The organism is Bradyrhizobium sp. USDA 4011, from assembly GCF_054063415.1.
Genome location: NZ_JBSSGG010000001.1, coordinates 5,743,246 through 5,758,894 on the forward strand (window position 1 = coordinate 5,743,246; position 15,649 = coordinate 5,758,894).

The window sequence follows — 15,649 nt, forward strand, 5'->3', positions numbered from 1 at the left end:
GATGCGCGTCGTGGTCGACCAGGATCTGTGCGGAACCAGCGGGCAGTGCGTGCTGACGCTGCCGGGCACCTTTCGCCAGCGCGAATCGGACGGCGTGGCTGAAGTGTGCGTGGCGACGGTCCCGCAGGCGCTGCACGCCGCCGTGAGGCTCGCGGCGAGCCAGTGCCCAGTCGCCGCCATTCGGGTCATCGAAAGCGACGCTGGCGATGACGAGCGCGGCAGCACAGACCCTCCGCCTTCTCCACCGGAGGCCGAGCGGCATGCCGCAAGAGACCAACGCCATCCAGGAGGACACCATGGGACGGTTTGAAGGCAAGGTGGCCGTGGTGACCGGTGCCGGCGCCGGCATCGGCAAGGCATGCGCCCTCGCTATCGCGCGCGAGGGAGGCAGGGTGGTGGTCGCCGACATTGATGGCTCGGCGGCTATCGCCTGCACCGCGCAAATTGCATCCGAAGCGGACCACGCGCTGGCCTTGGCCACAGACATCGCCGATGCGCAGGCGGTGGCTGCGCTATTCGAAACGGCGGAGCGGCACTTCGGTGGGGTCGACCTGCTGGTGAACAACGCGAGCGCCATGCACCTGACTCCGCGCGACCGCGCGATCCTCGACCTGGACCTGGCGGTCTGGGATCAGACAATGGCGACCAATCTGCGCGGCACGTTGCTCTGCTGCCGGCAGGCCATCCCACGGATGATCGCCCGCAGTGGTGGCGCGATCGTCAACATGTCGTCGTGCCAGGGGCTCAGCGGTGACACCGCGCAGACGTCCTACGCCGCGTCGAAGGCGGCGATGAACATGCTGTCCGCCTCGCTCGCCACCCAGTACGGTCATGCGCAGATCCGCTGCAACGCGGTTGCGCCGGGTCTCATCATGACCGATCGTCTCCTTGCCAAGCTGGACGAGTGCACGCAAGGGCATCTGCGCCGGCACCAGCTTCTGCCGCGCGTCGGCCGCCCCGAAGACGTGGCCGCGCTGGTGGCGTTCCTGCTCTCCGACGATGCTGCGTTCATTACTGGCCAAGTCGTGTGCATCGACGGCGGCATGCTGGCGCATGTGCCGACGTACGCCGATGGTGGCAACAGCCGCGCCGCGCGGCCTTCCGGCAAGACCGCCGAGGCGGACGCGTCGCGGCGCTGCTGATGGACATGCTGCTCAACCCGCTGAACCGTCGGCATCGCCTGCGGCACGACATCCCGGTCGTGCCGGGTGCTTTCCCCTTGGTCGGGCATCTTCCCGCCGTCGTCTGCGACCTGCCGCGCCTGCTGCGGCGCGCGGAACGGACGCTGGGCAGCCAATTCTGGCTGGATTTCGGCCCTGCCGGACACTTGATGACCAGTCTGGACCCGGATGCTCTCGCACTGCTCCGGCACAAGGACGTGTCATCGGCGCTGATCGAAGACATCGCGCCCGAATTGTTTGGCGGAACGTTGGTCGCCCAGGACGGCATCGCGCACCGGCAGGCGCGCGATGCGATCCAGGCGGCGCTCCTGCCCAAGGGGCTGACCCAGGCCGGCATCGGCGAGCTGTTCGCGCCCGTCATCCGGGCGCGCGTGCAGAGGTGGCGCGACCGCGGCGACGTAACTATCCTGCGTGAAACCGGCGATCTGATGCTCAAGCTCATCTTCAGTCTCATGGGAATCCCCGCGCAGGACCTGCCGGGATGGCATCGCAAGTACCGGCAACTGTTGCACTTGATCGTCGCGCCCCCGGTCGACCTGCCCGGGCTGCCCTTGCGGCGCGGCCGCGCCGCCCGCGATTGGATCGATGCGCGGTTGCGCGAGTTCGTCCGCGCCGCGCGCGAACATGTCTCGCGCACCGGGTTAATCAACGACATGGTGAGCGACTTCGATCGCAGCGACGATGCGCTTACCGATGACGTCCTGGTCGCCAATATCCGCTTGCTGCTGCTTGGTGGGCACGACACCACCGCCTCGACAATGGCCTGGATGGTGATCGAGCTGGCGCGGCAGCCTGGGCTGTGGGACGCCCTGGTCGAGGAGGCGCAACGCGTGGGCGCGGTGCCGACCCGGCACGCGGACCTGGCGCAGTGTCCGGTCGCCGAGGCGCTGTTCCGCGAAACGCTGCGCGTGCATCCGCCGACGCCCCTCCTAGTGCGTCGCGCAGTGCGTGAATTGCGCCTCGGCCAACGGCGCATTCCCGCGGGCACCGATCTGTGCATCCCGCTGCTGCATTTCTCGACCTCGGCGCTGCTGCATGACGCACCTGATCAGTTTCGGCTGGCGCGGTGGCTGCAACGCACCGAGCCGATCCGTCCGGTGGACATGCTGCAATTCGGTACCGGCCCACACGTCTGCATGGGCTACCACCTGGCATGGCTGGAACTGGTGCAGTTCTGCATCGCCTTGGCGCTGACCATGCACGAGGCCGGGGTGCGGCCGCGGTTGCTGAGCAGCGTCGAAAAAGGCCGGCGGTATTACCCGACCGCACATCCGTCCATGACTATCCGCATCGGATTCTCATGAGCTGGCACCGCATGCCCCTGTGGCGAGGCAGCGGTGCCGGCGACGCGCGGCATTGCTGCACTCGCCGCGCGCGCACGGTGCGACGCGGACGACACCTCGGCGGCTCGCCTGTCAGGAACAAGGACATGAACAACATGCAGACCGGTTCCACGCCACAGGACGACAGGACTGGTGATTCCGCGCTCGGCGGATTGGGCGGACAGGCGCGCGGCGCATCCGGCGGGCTGCTGCCCGAGATCTGGATGCAGGACGGCGCAAAGCGGGTCGAACAGGTGCTGGCGCGCCTTCTCTGCGCCGAACGTGACGGTGAGACCGAGCTGATGACGGCGATGCGCTACGCCACCTTGCATGGCGGGAAGCGCACCCGCGCCTTGCTCTGTCTGGCTGCCGGCGCACTGGCCGACAAGCCGGCGCACATGCTCGACGACGTCGGCGCCGCCATCGAGATGATGCACGCTTGTACCCTGGTCCACGACGATCTGCCCGCGATGGACGACGACGTGCTTCGTCGCGGCCTACCGACCGTGCACGTCAAGTTCGGCGAAGCTACTGCGATCCTGGTCGGAGATGCGCTGCAGGCGCACGCCTTTCTGACCCTGGCGAGCCTGGATGCGCCGAGCGACTACCGTATCGCGCTCGTGCGCGAACTGGCGCAGGCGGTGTCCGCCGAGGGGGCCGCAGGCGGGCAGGCCATCGATCTGTCGCTGGTCGGAAAGCACGTGGAGCTGGACAGGATCGTGGCGATGTACCGGATGAAGAGCGGAGCGCTAGTGCGCGCGTCCGTTCGCATGGGCGCGCTATGCGCCATCGCTGAGGATGCCGCGCACGCTGCGCTGTACTGTGCGCTCGATCGCTACAGCGCCTGTTTCGGCCTGGCGTTGCAGGTGATCGACGACATTATCGACGTGACAGCGGATACCGCGACGCTGGGCAAGACCCCCGGCAAGGACGCGGCGGCGCAGAAGCCGACCTGCGCGTCGATCATGGGACTGCAGGCAGCGCGCCAGTTCGCGCTGGATCTGTTGCGCGATGCCGGGGAGGCCATCGCGCCGCTGGGGCCGCGTGCAGAACGGTTGGCGCAAATCCTGCAGCGGGCCAACGCGTATCTGTTCAAGCACGCGCCATGCGCATGAGCGTGCCCGTCCGCTTGGAGACGCTCATGTGCCGCTGCGATTGGCCGGCGGCAGCGGTGCATGCTGCACTATGTGCGAAGTCTCCGGCGCCGATCGCAGCGGTTGCCCGGCACGGCCGCGGCGCACGCGGGCGCGCTGCCCGCAAGCCTATGCGGCGGGCCGGCGCCAGCATTGGGGTGGTCGCCGCGCCGGAGCAGGGCGGCCGTCCGGCACTGCCTAAGCGACGGCCATGCGGCGACATGCGCGCGACGTTTGCCCATCCGTCTGAAGGAGCATCCCGCGTGAACGCGCTGTCCGAACAGATCCTCTCCGAATTGCGTCGCCTGCTGAGCGAGATGAGCGATGGCGGCAGCGTCGGTCCGTCCGTCTACGACACGGCGCGAGCTCTGCGGTTCCATGGCAACGTCACCGGTCGGCAGGATGCATACGCGTGGCTCATGGCGCAGCAACAGGCCGATGGCGGATGGGGAAGCGCGGACTTCCCGCTGTTCCGCCATGCGCCTACGTGGGCGGCATTGCTGGCATTGCAGCGCGCCTATCCTCTTCCCGGCGCTGCCGACGCAGTCCAGGCTGCAATCCGGTTCCTCCAGCGCCAGCCCGATCCCTACGCGCATGCGGTCCCGGAAGACGCGCCGATCGGCGCGGAGCTGATCCTGCCGCAGTTTTGCGGCGAGGCCACATCCTCGCTGGCCGGCGTGGCGTTTCCGCGCCACCCGGCGCTGTTGCCGTTGCGGCAAACGCGCCTGGTCAAGCTGGCGGCGGTGACGACGTTGCCGAGCGGCCATCCATTGCTGCACTCCTGGGAAGCCTGGGGGACGTCGCCGACCACCGCACTCCCGGATGAGGACGGCAGCATCGGCATCAGTCCGGCGGCCACCGCCGCGTGGCGCGCGCACGCCGTGACACAGAGGAGCACGCCGCAGGTCGGGCGCGCCGACGCGTATTTGCAGACGGCATCGCGGGCGACGCGCAGCGGCATCGAAGGGGTCGTTCCCAACGTCTGGCCGATCAATGTGTTCGAGCCATGCTGGTCGCTGTACACCCTGCATCTGGCCGGGCTGTTCGCGCATCCCGCGCTCGCCGAGGCGGTGCGCGTGATCGTCGCGCAGCTTGACGCGCGTCTGAGCGGGCGCGGTCTGGGCCCGGCCTTGCACTTCGCGGCCGATGCGGACGACACCGCGGTTGCGTTGTGCGTCCTGCGACTTGCTGGCCGTGACCCGGCGGTAGATGCGTTGCGCCATTTCGAAATTGGCGGGCTTTTCGCCACCTTCCCCGGCGAGCGCAATGCTTCGGTGTCGACCAACATCCATGCCCTGCATGCTTTGCGACTATTGGGAAAGCCCGCCGCCGGCACCAGCGCCTACGTCGAGGCCAATCGCAACCCGCACGGTCTATGGGACAACGAAAAATGGCACGTTTCGTGGCTGTATCCCACTGCGCATGCGCTCGCTGCGCTGGCGCAAGGCAAGCCGCAGTGGCGCGACGAGCGCACGCTGGCGGCGCTGCTACAGGCGCAGCGTGACGACGGCGGCTGGGGCGCCGGTCGCGCGTCCACATTCGAGGAAACCGCCTATGCGCTGTTCGCGTTGCGCGTGATGGACGGGAGCGAAGAGCCGACAGGGCGCTGGCGCATCGCGCAGGCGGTCGCACGTGCGCTGGACTGGATGCTCGCCCGCCATGCGGCGCATGCATTGCCGCAAACGCCGCTGTGGATCGGCAAGGAACTGTATTGCCCCACCCGGGTCGTGCGTGTGGCCGAACTCGCCGGGTTGTGGCTGGCGCTTCGTTGGGAGCGGCGGGTCCTGGCCGAGGGAGCAGGAGCGGCGCCATGATCCAGCCCGAACGCGCGCTGCAGCAGGTGCTGGAGTGGGGGCGTTCCCTGACCGGGTTCGCCGACGAGCATGCCATGGAAGCCGTCAGGGGCGGCCGGTACATCCTGCAGCGCATCCACCCGAGCCTGCGCGAAATCAGCGCCCGAACCGGCCGCGATCCGCAGGACGAAACGCTGATCGTGGCGTTCTATCGCGAATTGGCGCTGCTGTTCTGGCTCGACGATTGCAACGACCTTGGCCTGATCGCGCCGGAACAACTCGCCGCGGTGGAGCAGGCGCTGGGACATGGCGAGCCGTGCGCGCTCCCCGGATTCGAGGGCTGCGCTGTGCTGCGCGCTTCGCTGGCTGCGCTTGCCTACGATCGTCGCGACTATGCTCAGCTTCTCGACGATACCCGGCGCTACTGCGCGGCGCTGCGCGCCGGACAGGCGCAGACGGCAGACGCGGAACGTTGGTCCTACGCCGAGTACCTGCACAACGGCATCGATTCGATCGCCTACACGAACGTGTTCTGTTGCCTGTCGTTGCTGTGGGGGCTGGACATGGCGACCTTGCGCGCGCGTCCGGCGTTTCGCCAGGTCCTGCGGCTCATCTCCGCGATAGGGCGCCTGCAGAACGATCTGCATGGACGGGACAAGGACAGGTCGGCCGGCGAGGCCGGCAACGCGGCGATCCTGTTGCTGCAGCGCTATCCGGCTATGCCTGTCGTGGAGTTCCTTAACGACGAGCTGGCCGGCCATACGCGCATGTTGTATCGGCTGATGGCGGAAGAACGCTTTCCCGCGCCGTGGGGAGCGTTGATCGAGGCCATGGCGGCCATCCACGCCCAGTACTACCAGACCTCGACCAGCCGCTACCGCAGCGACGCCGCGGGGGGAGGCTAGCGTGCGCCGGCTTGAACGCGCGGGAGGCGATGGCGTGCACGCACTGCCGTCGGTCCAATCCGGCGCAACGCCGTCGCCCGATGCGACCGACGGAGCGAACATGAGCGACACGGCGCCCTGAGCCGGCTTAAGGACAGCCATCTGGACCTCGTGCTGGGTCGGCAAACGGCGCCGGCCAAGGTTGCAAGAACTGCGAGCGATTGATCGAACACGATGCGGTGATCGCGCTGTTCAACAAAGTGGTGGAGATCGCCAATGACCGGGGCTGGTTGTCGGGCGAAAATTTCAGTGTGGATCGCACGTTGATCTAGGCTTGGGCCGGGCAGAAGAGGTTCAAGAAGGACGGCGATGACGAGGGCGGCAGCGACTTCCGCGGACAATCGCGCAGCAACCATGCACACGTGTCCACGAGCGATCCGGATGCGCGGCTGTATCGCAAAGGCAGCACGGCGCTGCGCTACATCGGACACGCGCTCCGCTCACTTCTGAGCAATTCGATGGCGGCACAATGGCGCGAGCCGCAAGCGGTCGCTAAGTTTTTACAAATTTGGAATCTAGGTATGTTGGGATGGAGGAAATGCCTCGCGTGCCTCTCGATGCGCCGCAGTCCCTAAGCGACAACTACGTTCGGATTGACTGAGCACAGTTGCGGAAACATGGCGTTCTGACGGGCCCTGACGTCGACGATCACGCAGTCTGCGTCTACCAGCGCGCAATACGAAACCCGGCTAACGACACCCACTTTGGAATAGTCGGCGAGAATAACGCGCTTCCGCGCATGATCAAACATCGCTCTCGCTGTCTCTATTTCGTCGGGATGTAGCTCATCGCACCCGCGGTCGCATCGAGACCGAACGGAGAGACCATCGCTAAATCTTCTCGGTAGCGAGTGCTATCTCATTGACGGTAATCGCCCCGAGCGTTGCGGACGGATCGTCCGTGCCCACCCAGGATTACACCTCTGTTTCCGCGCTGCGTGCAATCACCCGCGGAAGTTGAGCACTTGGCGGCATTCAGAGAATTGGTGACGACAATGAGCCCTTCCATCTGAGCTGAGCGTTGGGTGGTTGTCGTGCTTCCCGCGTCGAGAAGGATCGTCTGACCGGCCTCGACCATTGCTGCCGCTGCCCTGGCAATCGCTCTTTTCTCGCGGCTACGTACGGCAGTGCGCAATTGGCAGGCAGCCTCCTTGTCCTTGGCAACCGGAACGACTCCGCCGCGGACCCGGCGGGGTTCTCCGCTTTCTTTCATTTCCATGAGATCGCGGCGTATCGTTTCGAGCGACACTCCAAAATCTTCCGTCAGCCGATCAACGCTAAGCGTGCCGAACGTTGCCAACATCGATCGAATGTGACGCCGTCGTTCCTCTTGCCACATAGATGTTCCCCAGTATCTTAGCAGTTTCTATCGTCGGCTTCGGGCCATAGCGCGATACGACAATAGGCTCGATGCGTCCAACCGACATGATGCTGGCGCCCATCCTTCCACGTAACTGACCGACTCAGCCGCGCTTCTATCGTTTCTAGAGCAACGGCAGAACTTCGGCGTGAAGTTCTGCCGTGCTTGCAGCGATGACCCGCTTGCCGGAGGTGATCGTGAGCGGCTTGCCCTCCCAGTCGGTGACAATGCCGCCGGCTTCTTCGATCACCGGCACCAGCGCCATGAAATCGTAAGGCTCCATCCGCGTCTCGATGACGAGGTCGATGTGTCCCGATGCAAGCAACCCATAATTATAGCAATCGCCGCCGAAGCGACACATCCGGGCAGTTTGGCTGATGCCCAGGATTTGATCGCGTTCTGATTCTGCAAAATAGAGCGGCGACGTGGTGTAGAAGTTCGCGTCGGCGAGGCGCCGGCAGTCGCGAACTTGGCATTTTGTGCGAATGCCGCTCGAGTTGACAAACCAGCTACCCAGGCCGGTTGCGCCCGTCCAGCGTTCCCGCAATGCGGGCATCTCGACGACGCCAATCTGTGAACGCCCTTGGATAGCGAGCGCGACCAGCGTTCCCCAAAGCGGAGACCCGGAAATGAAGCTGCGCGTGCCATCTATGGGATCGACCACCCACGTAGGCGAATCGAGATCACCTTGGATCCCGTATTCTTCACCGAAAATCGAATGCTCTGGAAATCGAGCGGAAATCGCCCTTCTGATGGCTTCCTCGACACGCCGATCTGCCTCCGTAACGGGGCTCTCGTCATCCTTCGTGTTGATGTCTATCGGCCGTCGAAACCATTCGGTGGCGTGAGAACCTGCGCTTCCAGCGATCTCGAACGCGAAATCGACCAAATCAGACATCGAGTCTGCACCATCCATGCTGGCAACCTCCTGAGCATTACAGATCGAGCTTAAAATACAAAAACACATATTGCCATATCGCTTTTGATACCGTGGCTTCGGTTGCCACGCAGAAAAACAAAAAAAGCTATCCCGATTATTGCTCGCATCTCTAACCGGACGGCCACTCCGGCCTACCATGCGGTAATTGATATTGGCTTCGACAGAGAAATGCTTTTGGCTTCATCGGGCAACTACTAATCGCTGGAATAATGTGCCGACACCTCCTGGAGGCGCCAAAACCCACATTGGTCCGCGATAGTCAGCTCCTCATCTCTTCGCGCATGCATGCTCGCCTTACCGAATGGAGCAGCAAGGCTCGGGGCTAGACGCAATACCAGCGCGTTATAAGCGTCGCTCGGTGTTTAGCGGCACGTTCAATCCGAAGAAAATCGACCGCTCAGCATCAAACGATGCATTTTGCATCAACAAAAGAATACCGCTTTCCCCGACTGGCTGAAAAAGAGATTGCCTTGGACTCGCTCGTCTCTGCTTTCTCTGAGACTATTGATCGTTCGCCGATGCTGCCTGCGAGGGGAATGCGGATGACTTGCAATGGCCCGTTTGACCGATCTCGAAGTCGCGCCGCGCCGCTGACATCGTATCGAACGGTGTGTTGTTGACGCAGCGAGCGTGTGCCGGCGCGTATCACGGATACTGATCGGCCACCCTTCCCCTAGTTCAAATCTGCCGGCAGCTCGCATGAGCCGCGCTGTAACCCACTGGATGGGCGCCCGCGCGAACGCTTCGTGCTGCCTTCTTCACCCCGTCACGTCCAACGTTTGAGGCAATTCCAATGACTACCAGCCATGATCAGGTCAAATTCGCTTACTGGGTTCCAAATGTTTCCGGTGGCCTTGTAATCAGCAAGATCGAACAGCGAACCGGATGGGACATCGACTATAACCGCCGCCTGGCGCAGATCGCGGAGCAGGCTGGCTTCGATTATGCGCTGAGCCAGATCCGCTTCACCGCCGGTTATGGCGCCGAGTTCCAGCATGAGCCTGTCGCCTTCAGCCACGCTTTGCTCGCCGCGACCACGAAGCTGAAGGTGATCGCGGCGTTGCTGCCCGGACCGTGGAATCCGGCGGTCGCAGCCAAGCAGATCGCGACCATCAGCCAGCTCACCGAGGGCCGCGTCGCCGTCAACATCGTCAGCGGCTGGTTCCGCGGCGAGTTCACCGCGATCGGCGAGCCCTGGCTCGACCACGACGAGCGCTATCGCCGCTCCGAGGAGTTCATCCGCGCGCTGCGCGGAATCTGGACCCAGGACAATTTCACATTCCGCGGCGACTTCTACCGCTTCTCCGACTACACGCTGAAGCCGAAGCCGGCGCATCCCTTGCCCGAGATCTTCCAGGGCGGCAGCTCGCGCGCCGCGCGCGACATGGCCGCACGGGTGTCGGACTGGTACTTCACCAACGGCAATTCGGTCGCGGAGATCAAGAAGCAGGTCGACGACATCAGGGCGAAGGCGCGCGCCAACAATCATTCGGTCAAGATCGGCGTCAACGCCTTCGCGATCGCGCGCGACACCGAGGCCGAGGCGCGCGCCGTGCTTGACGAGATCATCGTCAAGGCCGATCCGGAGGCGGTCAACGCGTTCGGGCATGAGGTGAAGAATGCCGGCAAGGCCTCGCCGGAAGGTCAGGGCAATTGGGCGCAATCCAGCTTCGAGGATCTCGTCCAGTACAATGACGGTTTCAAGACCAATCTGATCGGCACGCCGGAACAGATCGCCGAGCGCATCGTCGCGCTGAAGGAGGTAGGGGTCGATCTCGTGCTGCTCGGCTTCCTGCACTTCCAGGAGGAGGTCGAGTATTTCGGCCGCCGCGTCATTCCGCTGGTCCGTGCGCTGGAGGCGAAGACCGCCGTGCACGCCCAGGCAGCCGAGTGACGGGGAGTCGCGCGGCGTGACGGCGATAGCGACAGATGCCGGCGTCCTCGCGCTGGAGGCGGCCCCGGCGCAAGGCAGGGCGCTCGCAACGGCGACGACCGATGCTCCCGATCGGCGCCTTGCGCAGGCCGCAGATCGCGTGGCATGGCCGGTGCTGGCCTTGAGCGATATCGCGCTGACATTCGGCGGCGTCGCCGCGCTGCGCGACATCGACCTTGCGGTCGCACCGGGTGAAATCCGTGCCGTCATCGGGCCCAATGGCGCCGGCAAGAGCTCGCTGCTCAACGTCATCAGCGGGCTCTACCGGCCCGACCGCGGCCGGGTCTGGCTCGGCGAACGCGCCTTCGCCCAGGTGCCGACGGCGCGATTGGCGGCGCACGGCGTTGCGCGCACGTTCCAGAACCTCGCGATCTTCAAGGGGCTGTCGGTGTTCGACAATGTCCTGATGGGGCTCGCGCACCGCGTCCGCGCCGGCTTCCTGCGCCAGATCATCGGCTCGCCGCTGGCGCGCCGGATCGAGGCGGAAAACTGCGCCGCTGCCGAAGACGTCATCGGTTTCCTGCATCTCGGCGACGTCCGCGAGCGCGCCGCCGGAAGCTTGCCTTATGGCTTGCAGAAGCGGGTCGAACTGGCGCGGGCGCTGGTGGCGCGGCCGAGGCTGCTGCTGCTCGACGAGCCGTTCGCCGGTGTCACGTTGAGCGAGAAGCTCGATCTGTCCGAGCACGTGCGCAATGCGCGCGACCTCTATGGCGCCACCATCGTTCTGATCGAGCACGACATCGGTGTGGTGATGGGCCTCTCCGACCGGATCGCGGTGCTCGACAACGGCAGCAAGATCGCCGACGGCACGCCCGACGAGGTGAGGGCCGACCAGGCGGTGATCGACGCCTATCTCGGTGTCGCGCATCAGGACGTCACGGAGCTCGCGGTCTGATGTTCGATTATCAGTTTCTGATCGAGGTTTTGGTCGGTGGCCTGCTGTCGGGGGTGATGTACTCGCTGGTCGCGATCGGCTTCGTGCTGATCTACAAGACCTCGGGCGTACTCAATTTCGCGCAAGGCGCGATGCTGCTGTTCGCGGCGCTGACCTTCGTCAGCCTGATCGAGCGCGGCATCTCGTTTCCGGTTGCTTTCGTCATCACGCTCGCGATCATGGTCGTGCTCGGCGTCAGCGTCGAGCGCGCGGTGCTGCGGCCGCTGGTCAACCAGCCGCCGATCACTTTGTTCATGGCGACGCTCGGGCTGTCCTATGTGATCGAGGGCGCGGCGCAGCTGTTGTGGGGCACCCAGGTCCACGGCCTCGACATCGGGATCAACGACGTGCCGCTCGACATCGCCGGGGTCCTCATCAGCCGGTTCGACCTGTTCGCCGCGGCGGTCGCGGGCAGCCTGGTGGCGCTGTTTGCGCTGTTCTTCTGCTACACCCGCACCGGGCTGTCGTTCCGCGCAGTCGCCGATGATCCGTTCGCGGCGCTGGCCGTCGGCCTGCGGCTGCCGCGGGTCTGGGCCAGCGTGTGGACCGCCTCCGGCATCGTCGCGCTGGTGGCGGGCCTGCTGTGGGGCGCGCGGCTCGGCGTGCAGTTCTCGCTGTCGCTGGTGGTGCTGAAGGCGCTGCCGGTGCTGGTGCTCGGCGGCTTCGATTCGATCGCCGGTGCGATCATCGGCGGTCTGCTGATCGGCGCCATCGAGAAGCTCTCCGAAGTCTATGTCGGGCCGCTGTTCGGCGGCGGCATCGAGGCCTGGGCGGCCTATGTCATGGCGCTGGTGCTGCTCCTGGTGCGGCCGTCGGGGCTGTTCGGGCAGAAGCTGGTCGAAAGGGTCTAGGCCATGAGCGCAGCACCATCGACCGCACAGCTCTCGCCCGGCGCCGGAGCCTTTGCGATTGCTGTCGGGGCCGCCATCGCTTTCGGCGCCGTTCCGCTGCTCGGCTCCGATTATCTGATGGACGCGGTGCTGACGCCGTTCCTCGCGCTGGCGCTCGCGGCCGTCGGGCTCAACCTGCTCACCGGCTACGCCGGGCAGGTGTCCCTGGGCTCCGCCGCGTTCCTCGCGGTCGGCGCTTATGCCACCTACAACCTTCACCTCCGACTGCCGGAGCTGCCGCTGTTGGTCGATCTGGTGCTCGCCGGCCTCATCGCGGCCGCGATCGGTATCGTGTTCGGATTGCCGAGCCTGCGGCTGCGCGGATTTTACCTCGCGGTCTCGACGCTCGCCGCGCAGTTCTTCGTGCAATGGGCGCTCACCAAGTTCGGCTGGTTCTCCAACGACAATCCGTCCGGTGTGATCGATGCCCCGGTGCTCAGCGTGGCCGGCTTCACCTTCACCAGCCCGGCAGGGCGCTACGTGTTCTCGCTGAGTGTCGTGGCGGTCGCGACGTTCCTGACGCTGCGGCTGTTGCGTGCACAGAGCGGCCGCAACTTCATCGCGGTGCGCGACCACGAACTCGCCGCCAAGGTGATCGGCGTGCCGCTGCTACGCACCAAGCTGCTCGCTTTCGGCGTCTCCTCGTTCCTGATCGGCATTGCCGGCGCGCTGTGGGCCTTCGCCTATCTGCGCACGGTCGAGCCGGCCGGCTTCAATCTGGATCGCTCGTTCCAGATCCTGTTCATCATCATCATCGGCGGGCTGGCCTCGCTGCGCGGCGCATTTCTCGGCGCCGCCTTCATCGTGGTGTTTCCGCTGATCCTGTCACGCGCCGGCGCGGCCTTGCTCGGCGGCGTGTTCGATTCCGGCGTGCTGGAGATGAGCCAGCGCATCGTCGTCGGCGTGCTCATCATCGCCTTCCTGATCGCCGAACCGCGCGGCCTGATCGCGCTGTGGGACCGGCTTTGGCGAGCGGTCGCGCGGCCGGCCGCCATCCGCAACACCTGACATTTCGCACCACTGGAGAGACCCAAGATGATTAAATCGAGATATCTGAAATTTGCCTTCGCCGCGGCGGTGGCCTCTGTGCTGGCCGCAGCACCGGCGGCGCGGGCCGACGAGCAGTTCTTCCCGCTGCAGAGCTACCGGGTCGGTCCCTATGCGGCCGGCGGCACCGGCTTCTTCGGCGGCTTCATCGACTATCTCAATTTGATCAACATCCGCGACGGCGGCGTCAACGGCGTCAAGCTGACCTGGGACGAGGGCGAGACCCAGTACGAGGTCGAGCGCGGCGTCGAGGTCTATGAGCGGCTGAAGGGGCGGCCCGGCGTTGCCGCCTGGAATCCGCTGTCGGTCGGCATCGCCTACGCCATGATCGACCGCATCACCAAGGACAAGGTGCCGCTCATCACCATCAATCACGGCCGCACCGATTCGACCGACGGCCGCGTGTTCCCCTACGTTTTCCCGCTGCTGCTCAATCCCTACAGCGAGACCTCCGGAATCGTGAACTACATCGCGAGCCGCGAGGGCGGGGTCGACAAGCTGAAAGACAAGAAGATCGTCGTGCTCTATCACGGCTCGCCCTACGGCAAGGAGACCATCCCGATCTACAAGCTCTTGGCCGACAAGTACCAGTTTAGTCTAGAGCAGATCGAGGTGCCGCATCCCGGCAACGAGCAGCAGTCGCAATGGCTGTCGATCCGCCGCGCCAAGCCCGATTACGTGGTGCTGCGCGGCTGGGGCGTGATGAACCCGGTGGCGTTGAAGACCGCGCAGAAGGTCGGCTTTCCGGCCGACCACATCATCGGCAACGTCTGGTCCAATTCCGAGGAAGACGTGATCCCGGCCGGCGACGCCGCCAAGGGCTACATCGCGATCACGACGCAGGCCTCGGGCGCGCAGTATCCGGTGCTGCAGGAGGTGATCAAGACGGTCTATGGCGCCGGCAAGGGCAATCTCGACGACAAGAAGCGGATCGGCAGCGTCTACCACAATCTGGGCATCGTGAACGGCATCCTCAATGTCGAGGCGATCCGCATCGCACAGGCGAAGTTCGGCAAGCGCATCTTGACCGGCGACGAAGTGCGCAGGGGCTTCGAGCATCTGCAGCTCGATCCGGCGCGGGTCGAAGCGCTCGGCGCCAAGGATCTGTTCCACTCGATCAACGTCACCTGGGACAATCACGAGGGCGACGGCCGCGTCACCTTCCAGCAGTGGGACGGCGGCAAGTGGAAGGTCGTCTCCGGCTGGATCGCGCCGGACTGGGCCTTCCTGCGTCCGATCATCGAGAAGTCGGCCGCCGCCTATGCCAAGGAGCACGGCATCAAGGTGCGGACCTCCGGCGACGATCCCGTCAGCAACTGACGCCGCAACGGGCGCGGGAGCTGTCCGGCTCCCGCGTCCCTCAAGACGATGGATCAACAGATGAGCGAAACCCTGCTCTCGGTCGAAGGCCTGGCCGCGACTTACAACCACGCGATCGCGGCCGTCAGCGACGTCTCGCTTGCCGTGCGGCGCGGCGAGATCGTCGCCGTGCTCGGCGCCAACGGCGCCGGCAAGTCGACCACGCTGCAGGCAGTCTCGGCGTTGCTCTCGGCGCGGCGCGGCCAGATCACCGCGGGCCGGATTGTTTTCGATGGCCGTGAAATCGCCGGCACCTCGGCGGCAACCCTGGTGCGCGCCGGCCTCGTGCCGGTGCTCGAGGGGCGGCACTGCTTCGCCTCGCTGACGGTGGAGGAAAACCTCATCACCGGCGCGATGGGGCGCGATGCGCGCCGGGCGGAGATCGCCGCGGACCTCGATCGCATCTATCAGCTGTTTCCGCGCCTGAAGCAGCATCGCCGCACGTTCGCCGGACTGACCTCGGGCGGCGAGCAGCAGATGACAGCGATCGGCCGGGCCCTGATGTCGCGCCCGCGGCTTCTGCTGCTCGACGAACCGTCGATGGGCCTCGCGCCACTGGTCGTCGAGGCAATCTTTCGCGTGCTCCAGCAGCTCAACAGCGAGCAGGGACTGTCGATCCTGGTCGCCGAGCAGAACTCGACCGTGGCGCTGCGCTTTGCCGACCACGCGGTCGTGCTCGAGAACGGGCGCGGCGTGCTGGCCGGCCGCGCGGCCGAACTGCGGCAGCGCGCCGACATCAAGACCCATTATCTCGGCGGATCGTCGCAGGGCGATCAGGGCCGGAGGCAGCCGCGCGAAGCTGTCGCATGATTGC

The 15,649-nt window shown here is 65.4% G+C and carries 14 protein-coding genes and 2 pseudogenes; 13 read left to right on the plus strand and 3 right to left on the minus strand.

The window, feature by feature from the left end; genetic code table 11:
• Position 1: 1 nt before the first annotated feature.
• From ACVW1C_RS27085 to ACVW1C_RS27115, 7 genes and pseudogenes are all read left to right on the plus strand, one after another.
• Positions 2-310, plus strand: coding sequence for a ferredoxin (locus tag ACVW1C_RS27085; protein ID WP_456761005.1), 309 nt, complete (start codon positions 2-4; stop codon positions 308-310).
• Positions 297-1,142: an SDR family oxidoreductase gene (locus tag ACVW1C_RS27090; RefSeq protein WP_456763186.1), complete on the plus strand. Its 846-nt coding sequence runs from the start codon at positions 297-299 to the stop codon at positions 1,140-1,142. The genes ACVW1C_RS27085 and ACVW1C_RS27090 overlap by 14 nt, the downstream gene beginning before the upstream one ends.
• Positions 1,142-2,485 (plus strand): cytochrome P450, encoded by a 1,344-nt coding sequence (locus ACVW1C_RS27095; protein WP_456718557.1) that lies wholly within the window; start codon positions 1,142-1,144, stop codon positions 2,483-2,485. Before ACVW1C_RS27090 ends, ACVW1C_RS27095 begins: the two co-directional genes overlap by 1 nt.
• A gap of 134 nt (positions 2,486-2,619) precedes the next feature.
• Positions 2,620-3,618 carry a polyprenyl synthetase family protein gene (locus ACVW1C_RS27100; protein WP_456763187.1) on the plus strand — a complete coding sequence of 333 codons (999 nt, stop codon included), beginning with the start codon at positions 2,620-2,622 and terminating at the stop codon, positions 3,616-3,618.
• 281 nt (positions 3,619-3,899) lie between these two features.
• Positions 3,900-5,450 (plus strand): hypothetical protein, encoded by a 1,551-nt coding sequence (locus ACVW1C_RS27105; RefSeq protein WP_456761006.1) that lies wholly within the window; start codon positions 3,900-3,902, stop codon positions 5,448-5,450.
• Positions 5,447-6,334 (plus strand): terpene synthase family protein, encoded by an 888-nt coding sequence (locus tag ACVW1C_RS27110; protein WP_456761007.1) that lies wholly within the window; start codon positions 5,447-5,449, stop codon positions 6,332-6,334. The genes ACVW1C_RS27105 and ACVW1C_RS27110 overlap by 4 nt, the downstream gene beginning before the upstream one ends.
• 185 nt (positions 6,335-6,519) lie before the next feature.
• Positions 6,520-6,810 (plus strand): annotated as a pseudogene (locus ACVW1C_RS27115) (IS5/IS1182 family transposase); the annotation flags it as partial.
• A 134-nt stretch (positions 6,811-6,944) separates the two neighbouring features.
• Here ACVW1C_RS27115 and ACVW1C_RS27120 read toward each other — a convergent pair.
• The 3 genes and pseudogenes from ACVW1C_RS27120 to hisN all read right to left on the minus strand — a co-directional run.
• Positions 6,945-7,160 (minus strand): annotated as a pseudogene (locus ACVW1C_RS27120) (hypothetical protein); the annotation flags it as partial.
• Between the two features lie 71 nt (positions 7,161-7,231).
• The gene (locus ACVW1C_RS27125) at positions 7,232-7,711 is read right to left on the minus strand and encodes a DeoR family transcriptional regulator (RefSeq protein WP_456761008.1); all 480 of its coding nucleotides are present in this window, start codon (positions 7,709-7,711) and stop codon (positions 7,232-7,234) included.
• Positions 7,712-7,856: 145 nt separating this feature from the next.
• Positions 7,857-8,648 carry a histidinol-phosphatase gene (gene hisN / locus ACVW1C_RS27130; protein ID WP_456761009.1) on the minus strand — a complete coding sequence of 264 codons (792 nt, stop codon included), beginning with the start codon at positions 8,646-8,648 and terminating at the stop codon, positions 7,857-7,859.
• Between the two features lie 817 nt (positions 8,649-9,465).
• Here hisN and sfnG point away from each other — a divergent pair.
• The 6 genes from sfnG to ACVW1C_RS27160 are packed head-to-tail and all read left to right on the plus strand — an operon-like array spanning position 9,466 to position 15,645.
• Positions 9,466-10,566, plus strand: a complete 1,101-nt coding sequence (gene sfnG / locus ACVW1C_RS27135; RefSeq protein WP_456761010.1) for a dimethylsulfone monooxygenase SfnG — start codon at positions 9,466-9,468, stop codon at positions 10,564-10,566.
• Positions 10,567-10,582: 16 nt separating this feature from the next.
• Positions 10,583-11,500 carry an ABC transporter ATP-binding protein gene (locus ACVW1C_RS27140; protein WP_456761011.1) on the plus strand — a complete coding sequence of 306 codons (918 nt, stop codon included), beginning with the start codon at positions 10,583-10,585 and terminating at the stop codon, positions 11,498-11,500.
• Positions 11,500-12,390: a branched-chain amino acid ABC transporter permease gene (locus ACVW1C_RS27145; protein WP_456761012.1), complete on the plus strand. Its 891-nt coding sequence runs from the start codon at positions 11,500-11,502 to the stop codon at positions 12,388-12,390. The genes ACVW1C_RS27140 and ACVW1C_RS27145 overlap by 1 nt, the downstream gene beginning before the upstream one ends.
• Before the next feature lie 3 nt (positions 12,391-12,393).
• Complete coding sequence (locus ACVW1C_RS27150) at positions 12,394-13,437, plus strand: branched-chain amino acid ABC transporter permease (protein ID WP_456761013.1); 1,044 nt, start codon at positions 12,394-12,396, stop codon at positions 13,435-13,437.
• Positions 13,438-13,464: 27 nt separating this feature from the next.
• Positions 13,465-14,796, plus strand: a complete 1,332-nt coding sequence (locus ACVW1C_RS27155; RefSeq protein WP_456761014.1) for an ABC transporter substrate-binding protein — start codon at positions 13,465-13,467, stop codon at positions 14,794-14,796.
• 60 nt (positions 14,797-14,856) lie between these two features.
• A complete protein-coding gene (locus ACVW1C_RS27160; protein WP_456761015.1) occupies positions 14,857-15,645 on the plus strand; it encodes an ABC transporter ATP-binding protein in 789 nt (262 codons plus the stop codon).
• Positions 15,646-15,649 lie beyond the last annotated feature (4 nt).

What these genes read in the sequence shown, in the direction of transcription:
- ACVW1C_RS27085 (WP_456761005.1), top strand. Translation starts at nt 2, where the DNA reads ATGCGCGTCGTGGTCGACCAGGATCTGTGCGGAACCAGCGGGCAGTGC.
- ACVW1C_RS27090 (WP_456763186.1), top strand. Translation starts at nt 297, where the DNA reads ATGGGACGGTTTGAAGGCAAGGTGGCCGTGGTGACCGGTGCCGGCGCC.
- ACVW1C_RS27095 (WP_456718557.1), top strand. Translation starts at nt 1,142, where the DNA reads ATGGACATGCTGCTCAACCCGCTGAACCGTCGGCATCGCCTGCGGCAC.
- ACVW1C_RS27100 (WP_456763187.1), top strand. Translation starts at nt 2,620, where the DNA reads ATGCAGACCGGTTCCACGCCACAGGACGACAGGACTGGTGATTCCGCG.
- ACVW1C_RS27110 (WP_456761007.1), top strand. Translation starts at nt 5,447, where the DNA reads ATGATCCAGCCCGAACGCGCGCTGCAGCAGGTGCTGGAGTGGGGGCGT.
- ACVW1C_RS27125 (WP_456761008.1), bottom strand. Translation starts at nt 7,711, where the DNA reads ATGTGGCAAGAGGAACGACGGCGTCACATTCGATCGATGTTGGCAACG.
- hisN (WP_456761009.1), bottom strand. Translation starts at nt 8,648, where the DNA reads ATGGATGGTGCAGACTCGATGTCTGATTTGGTCGATTTCGCGTTCGAG.
- sfnG (WP_456761010.1), top strand. Translation starts at nt 9,466, where the DNA reads ATGACTACCAGCCATGATCAGGTCAAATTCGCTTACTGGGTTCCAAAT.
- ACVW1C_RS27145 (WP_456761012.1), top strand. Translation starts at nt 11,500, where the DNA reads ATGTTCGATTATCAGTTTCTGATCGAGGTTTTGGTCGGTGGCCTGCTG.
- ACVW1C_RS27150 (WP_456761013.1), top strand. Translation starts at nt 12,394, where the DNA reads ATGAGCGCAGCACCATCGACCGCACAGCTCTCGCCCGGCGCCGGAGCC.
- ACVW1C_RS27155 (WP_456761014.1), top strand. Translation starts at nt 13,465, where the DNA reads ATGATTAAATCGAGATATCTGAAATTTGCCTTCGCCGCGGCGGTGGCC.
- ACVW1C_RS27160 (WP_456761015.1), top strand. Translation starts at nt 14,857, where the DNA reads ATGAGCGAAACCCTGCTCTCGGTCGAAGGCCTGGCCGCGACTTACAAC.